At 68.1% G+C, this 7,206-nt stretch carries 3 protein-coding genes (1 of these 3 only partly in view); 1 reads left to right on the top strand and 2 read right to left on the bottom strand.

From position 1 onward, the window contains the following. On the bottom strand, window positions 1-965 hold the 5' portion of the coding sequence (locus ACWPN3_RS14215) for a cation:proton antiporter (protein WP_492239473.1). Its footprint begins 292 nt before the window's first position; the window shows 965 of its 1,257 coding nt (coding positions 1-965); the start codon lies at window positions 963-965; its stop codon lies off the left edge, out of view. A gap of 284 nt (window positions 966-1,249) precedes the next feature. On the opposite strand from ACWPN3_RS14215, the gene ACWPN3_RS14210 reads away from it, so the two are divergent. After that, a complete protein-coding gene (locus tag ACWPN3_RS14210; RefSeq protein WP_492261501.1) occupies window positions 1,250-4,105 on the top strand; it encodes a PAS domain-containing protein in 2,856 nt (951 codons plus the stop codon). Here ACWPN3_RS14210 and ACWPN3_RS14205 read toward each other — a convergent pair. Next, entirely contained in the window at window positions 4,039-7,191 is a 3,153-nt protein-coding gene (locus ACWPN3_RS14205; RefSeq protein WP_109446636.1) for an efflux RND transporter permease subunit, read from the bottom strand. The two genes, ACWPN3_RS14210 and ACWPN3_RS14205, sit on opposite strands and share 67 nt — an antisense overlap. Window positions 7,192-7,206: the final 15 nt, after the last annotated feature.

The following is a 7,206-nucleotide window of genomic DNA, read 5'->3' as shown; positions in this document are numbered from 1 at the left end:
AGCAGCAATGGCCCCGTCCAGGAGATCGCCACCGTCGCCTCCAGCCCCACCAGCAGGAACAGCAGCGAGTTCAGCACGGCATCGATCATCCTCCAGACCACCTGCAGGTCGCGCCGACTCTCGTCGCTGCGCACATGACGCCCGGTCGTGGAGCCGATCAGCAATCCTGCGACCACGACGGCGATGGGGCCGGACAGGCCGAGCAGGCTGGCCAGCGAATAGGTGCCGAGCACCAGCGCCAGCGAAATGGTCAGCTCCACCGCGCTCTCGTCGACCCGCCGCTTCGCCCGATAGGCGATCCAGCCGCAGACGAAGCCCAGCGCCGCCCCGCCCACCGCCTCTTTCAGGAAGTCCAGCGCGGCCTCCCCCACCGTCAGGTCCTGCTCGCTGCCGGTCGCGAGGTGGAGCAGCGTGACGAAGAGCACCACACCGGCGCCGTCGTTGAACAGGCTTTCGCCGGAAATCACCGACCGCAGCGTGTCCGGAACCGGCAACCGCCCCAGGATGCCATGCACCGCCACCGGATCGGTCGGCGCCACCGCCGCTCCCAGCACCAGGCACCAGATCAGCGGGACCTCGATCCCGACCAGCGGAAACAGGACGTGCAGCCCCACCCCCATCAGGCCGGTGAACAGAAGGACGCTCACCGTCGCCAGCGCCAGAACCGTCCATTTCCGCTTCAGCAGGGCGCACAGATCCTCGTTCACCGCGGCGGTGTAGAGCAGCAGGCTGAGAATGCCGTCGAGCAGGATCGCCGGCAGGCTGATCTGGTCGATCAGACCGCGCAGCCAATCGCCCACGCCCAGGCTGGAGCCCACCGCGTCGATGCCGCTCACCAGCAGCGTCAGAGCCAGCCCCTGGAAGAACAGCGAAATGGTGCCGGGCAGCCTGAGCCACCTGTGATTGATGAGACCGAAGATCGCCGCCAGAGTCAGCAATATGGCGGAGAGTTGAAACGGACCCACAGGCATTCTCCAAAAAGCAGCGCACGCTGCGCAATCGCCCGACAAACTTCCAACCGGACCAAGAAACGGCTATCGGCTGCGATGATCTCGAAAACATCAGCAGAGCTGCGAAAGTCGCGCGCGCATGAGGATTCAGCTCAACTACTCCCAAATGGTTATAGGGTGCCGATTGCCACCCCTGTTGCAATTGCCTATTCTTGCGCCATGATCTGGGCAGGGATTATTATGTTTCCTCTAATTTATGCTCACCGTTGCCGTACCGCTGCGGCTGCAAAATCGGTCGCATGATGGCCGACCCGGTCTGGCAGGATGCCGCAAGGCTGCGGCAATCCGCAGGTCCCGGCCGCGCATCCGACGGCACGGAAAATGGGATCCGCATTGGTCCGGACGTCTTTACCGGCGGCGGCGAGATGGGCCGGCGGATGCGGGAGATGGACTGGTCGGCGACACCGCTCGGCCGGCCGGAAGACTGGCCGCAATCGCTGCGCACCACCGTCAACCTGATGCTGACCTCCAGCTTTCCGATGTTCACGGCCTGGGGGCCGGAACTGACCTTCCTCCACAATGACAGCTACCGCCCGATCCTCGGCGACAAGCCGGAGGCGCTTGGCCGCCCCTTTGCCGAGGTGTGGGCGGAGACCTGGCATCAGCTGATCCCTCTTGTGGCCCGGGCATTGTCCGGCGAGGCGTTCTACCACCAGGATCTGCAGCTGTTCATGGAACGGCACGGCTATTGGGAGGAGACCTATTTCACCTTCTCCTACAGCCCGGTCCGCGACGAGGCCGGCCATGTCGCCGGCATGTTCTGCGCCTGCACCGAGAACACCGCCCGCGTGCTGGCCGAACGGCGGCTGACCTTCCAGCTCGATCTGGCGGAGAAGCTGCGCGGAATGAACGATCCAGTCGGCATCACCGCCGCCGCCGCCGAGGCCATCGGCCGCCATCTGCGGGTGGCGCGGGCCGGCTATGGCCGGATCGATCCGGGCGGCGCCATGATTTCGGTGGACCGGGACTGGAGCGACAGCGGGGTTGAAAGCCTCGCCGGCCAGTCGCGGCCGCTCGACAGCTTCGGCCCGGCGCTGATCGCCGAGCTGCGGGCGGGTTACACCCTGCGCGTCGACGACGTCGCCACCGATCCCCGCACCCGCGGAAGCGGGCCGGCGGCGGCCTTCGCCGGGATCGGGGCGCAGGCGCTGCTGGTCGTGCCGCTGCTGAAGGCGGGACAGCTGACCGCCATCCTCTACCTGCACGAAGGCAAGGCGCGCCATTGGACCGAGACCGATGCCGCCCTGGCGGAGGATGTGGCCGAACGGACCTGGGCCGCGGTCGAGCGCGCCCTTGCCGAGTCGGCCTTGCGGGCCGCCAACGCGGCGCTGATCCGCGAACGCGCCGCGGTGGAGGCGGCCAACGCCCGGCTGGCGGCGGAGGGGGAGCGGCTGCGCACCCTGTTCCGGCAGGCGCCGGGCTTCATGTGCGTGCTGCGCGGCCCGGACCATGTCTTCGAGTTGGCGAACGACACCTATCTGCAATTGGTCGGCAACCGCGATCTGCTGGACCGCACCGCCCGCGAGGCTCTGCCGGAGGTCGATGGGCAGGGATTCTTCGAGCTGCTCGACCGCGTCTATGCCAGCGGCGAGACCTTCGTCGGGCGCAATCTGCCGGTCCGCATCCAGCGCCGGCCGGGCGAGCCGCTGGAGGAACGTTTCCTCACCTTCGTCTATCAACCGATCAAGGACGAGGACGGCCGCGTCACCGGCCTGTTCGTCGAGGGCAGCGACGTCACCGAGGCGAAGCGGGCCGAGGAGGAGCTGCAACAGCTCAACGCCACGCTGGAGGCCCGCGTGGCCGAGGAGGTGGCGGAGCGCGAGCGCGTCCAGATCGCGCTGTTGCAGACGCAGAAGACCGAGGCGCTGGGCCAGATGACCGGCGGTGTCGCCCACGACTTCAACAACCTGCTCCAGGCGCTGTCCGGCTGCCTGCACATGATCGAGAAGCGGGCGGAGGGCACGCGCATCCAGCCGCTGGTCGATGCCGGCCGGCAGGCGGTGGACCGCGGCGCAAAGCTGGTGCAGCAGCTGATGGCCTTCGCCCGCCGGCAGGCCCTGCGGCCGGAGACGGTCGATCTGCGCGACCGCGTGCTCGGCATGTCGGAACTGCTGAACCGGGCCCTGCGCGCCGACATCCGGCTGGAGGTGGATTTCGCCGCCGGGCTTTGGCCGGTCGAGGTCGATGCGACGCAGTTGGAACTGGCCCTGCTGAACCTGGTGGTCAACGCGCGCGATGCGATGCCGGACGGCGGCATGCTGTCGATCCGGGCGGCCAACGTCACCCTGACGCACGGCGATCCGCAGGCGCCGACCGGGCTGTCGGGGGAATTCGTGCGGCTGACGGTGAGCGACACCGGCACCGGCATGCCGGCCGAAGTGCAGGCCCGCGCCTTCGACCCCTTCTTCACCACCAAGGAGATCGGCAAGGGCAGCGGGCTGGGGCTGTCGCAGGTCTACGGCTTCGCCCGCCACTCCGGCGGCACCGTCTGGATCGAGAGCGAGGAAGGGCGCGGCACCACCATCGGCCTGCTGATCCGCCGGTCCGGCACCGCCCCGGCGACGGCGGCGGAACCGGCGGCGGCGGAGGCCGGCGCCAGCCGGGTCGGCGGCCATGTGCTGGTGGTGGAGGACGACCCCATCGTCGCGCTGACCGTGGCGACGGCGCTGGAGGATGCCGGCTTCACCATCACCCGTGCCGCCACCGCCGACGAGGCGCTGCCCCTGCTGGAGGCCGGCGGCTTCGACCTGCTGTTCAGCGACGTGGTGATGCCCGGCATCCTGAGCGGCGTCGATCTGGCGCGGAGCGCGCAGAGGCTCCGGCCCGATCTGCCCGTCGTTCTGGCGACCGGCTACAGCGAGGAGGTCGCGCGGGCAACCGGGGTGATGGTGCTGCCGAAACCCTACCGCATCGACCATCTGGTCGATGTGCTGGACACGCTGCTGACGGAAGCGAAGCGGGTCGAGATGGAGATCCCCTCTCCCCGGGGGGAGAGGGAACTCAGGGAAGAGAGGGGGATCTCGCCGCCTCAGTCCCCCGCCGCCGGCTGCGGCATGGCGCCATGGCCCGGCCGCCTGCGGACGAACAGGCGGTAGACGGCGACGAAGAAGACCGGCACGAACAGCACCGCCAGCACGGTGGCGGAGATCATGCCGCCCATCACGCCGACGCCGATGGCGTTCTGGCTTTCCGACCCGGCGCCGGTGCTGATCGCCAGCGGCAGCACGCCGAGGATGAAGGCCATCGAGGTCATGATGATGGGGCGCAGGCGCTGACGGCAGGCCTCCGCCGCGGCTTCCTTCAACTCCATCCCCTGGTCGTATAGCGCCTTGGCGAACTCCACGATCAGGATGGCGTTCTTCGCCGACAGGCCGATGGTGGTCAGCAGGCCGACCTGGAAATAGACGTCGCTCGGCAGGCCGCGCAGCGTCGCCGCGATAACGGCGCCGATGACGCCCAGCGGCACCACCAGGATGACCGACACCGGCACCGACCAGCTCTCATAGAGGGCGGCCAGGCAGAGGAAGACGATGATCATCGACAGGGCGTAGAGCGCCGGCGCCTGCGAGCCGCTGAGCCGCTCCTCGTAGGACAGGCCGGTCCACTCGTAGCCGATGCCCGGCGGCAGTTTCTGCATCAGCGTCTCCATCTCGGTCATCGCCTCGCCCGAGCTGATGCCCGGTGCGGCCGATCCCTGGATGTTCAGCGACGAGGAGCCGTTGTAGCGCTCCAGCTTCGGCGAGCCGTAGATCCACTGCGCCGTGGTGAAGGCGGAGAAGGGGACCATCTGGCCGCTGGCGTTGCGCACATACCAGCGGTCGATGTCGCTGGGCTGCATGCGGTAGGGCGCGTCGGCCTGGAGATAGACCTTCTTCACCCGGCCCTGGTCGATGAAGTCGTTGACGTAGGACGAGCCCCAGGCCGCCGACAGCGTCGTGTTGATGTCGCTGAGCGACAGGCCGAGCGCGCTCGCCTTCTCGCGGTCGATGTCCAGCTTGAACTGCGGGGTGTCCTCCAGACCGTTGGGACGGACGCCGACCAGCTTCGGATTCTGCGCCGCAGCCCCCAGCAGCTGGTTGCGCGCCTGCATCAGCCGGTCATGGCCCAGCCCGCCGCGGTCGACCAGCTGAAGGTCGAAGCCGGTGGCGTTGCCGAGGCCGGGAACCGACGGCGGCAGGAAGGAGAAGAGCACCGCGTCCTTCAGCTTCGACATCGCCCCCATCACCCGGCCGGCGATGGCCTGCGGCTTCTGCGACGCCTGGGTGCGCTCGCTCCAGTCCTTCAGCCGGACGAAGGCCATGCCGGCATTCTGGCCGCGGCCGGAGAAGTTGAAGCCGACGATGGTGAACAGACCCTCGACGCTGTCCTTCTCCTTTTCCAGCATGTAGGCGGTGACGGCCTTGGCGGTCTCGGCCGTGCGCTGGGAGCTGGCGTTCGGCGGGGCCGACCACAGCACGAACAGCTGGCCGCGGTCCTCCGTCGGCAGGAAGGAGGACGGCATCTGCACGAACAGGTAGCCCAGCCCGCCCAGGATCAGCGCATAGGCGATGAAGTAGCGGCCCAGCCGGTTTACCGCGCCGCGCACGCCGCGGACATAGACCCGGCTGCCGGCGTCGAAGCCGCGGTTGAACAGGCCGAAGAAGCCGCCGCGGGCATGGCCGTGTCCCTCTCCATGATTGGCGACCGGCTTCAGCAGGGTGGCGCAGAGCGCCGGGGTCAGGACCAGCGCGACCAGCACCGACAGCGCCATCGCCGACACGATGGTCAGCGAGAACTGGCGGTAGATGGCGCCGGCCGAGCCGCCGAAGAAGGCCATCGGCACGAACACCGCCGACAGCACCAGCGCGATGCCGACCAGCGCGCCGGTGATCTGGTCCATCGACTTGCGCGTCGCCTCGCGCGGGGGGAGCCCCTCCTCGCCCATCACGCGCTCGACATTCTCCACCACGACGATGGCGTCGTCGACCAGCAGGCCGATCGCCAGCACCATGCCGAACATCGTCAGCACGTTGATTGAGAAGCCGAAGGCCGACATCACCCCGAAGGTGCCGAGCAGCACCACCGGCACCGCGATGGTCGGGATCAGCGTCGCGCGGAAGTTTTGGAGGAACAGGTACATCACGACGAAGACGAGGACGATGGCCTCGAACAGCGTCTTGATCACCTCATGGATCGACAGCTGGACGAAGGGCGTCGTGTCGTAGGGGTAGATGACCTCGATGCCGGCCGGGAAGAAGGGCTGGAGTTCCGCCACCCGCGCCTTGACCGCGGCGGCGGTGTTGAGCGCGTTGGCGCCGGTCGCCAGCTTGATGCCGACGCCGGCCGCCGGCTTGCCGTTGTAGGCGGCGTTGATCTCGTAGGTCTCGGAGCCGATCTCGATCCGCGCCACGTCGCGCAGCCGCACCTGCGACCCGTCGGGGTTCACCCGCAGCAGGATGGCGCCGAACTGCTCCGGCGTCTGGAGCCGCGACTGGGCGCTGATGGTGGCGTTGATCTGCTGGCCCTGGACCGCCGGGGCGCCGCCGAGCTGGCCGGCAGAGACCTGGGCGTTCTGGGTCTTGATCGCGTTGGAGACGTCGGTGGTGGTCAGCGCGAAGTTGTTCAGCGCGTCGGGGTCGAGCCAGATGCGCATGGCATGCTGCGGCCCGAAGACGGTGATGTCGCCCACACCTTCGACGCGGCTCAGCGTGTCCTGAAGGTTGGAGGTGACGTAGTCAGCGATGTCGCCCTGGCTGAGGCGCCCGTCGCTGGACACGAAGCCGACCACCAGCAGGAAATCGTTGCCGGCCTTCGACACCTGGATGCCGCGCTGCTGGACCTCCTGCGGCAGCAGCGGCGTCGCCAGCTGCAGCTTGTTCTGGACCTGGACCTGGGCGATGTCGGGGTTGGCCTCCGGCTCGAAGGTCAGGGTGATGGTGACGTTGCCGGAGGAGTCGCTGTTGGAGGACATGTAGCGGAAATGGTCGAGCCCGGTCATCTTCTGTTCGATGACCTGGGTGACCGTGTCCTCCAGCGTCTTGGCCGAGGCGCCGGGATAGCTGGCGGTAATCGACACCGTCGGCGGTGCGATCTTCGGATATTGCTCGACGGGCAGCCGCAGGATCGCCAGCGCACCCGCCATCATGATGACGATGGCGATGACCCAGGCGAAGACCGGGCGGTCGATGAAGAATTTCGACATGGGGACGGTTCCTGG

Source organism: Azospirillum sp. UENF 111221 (assembly GCF_058780625.1).
The sequence above is the reverse complement of the archived record's forward strand: the minus strand, read 5'-3'. Positions and strand labels throughout refer to the sequence as shown.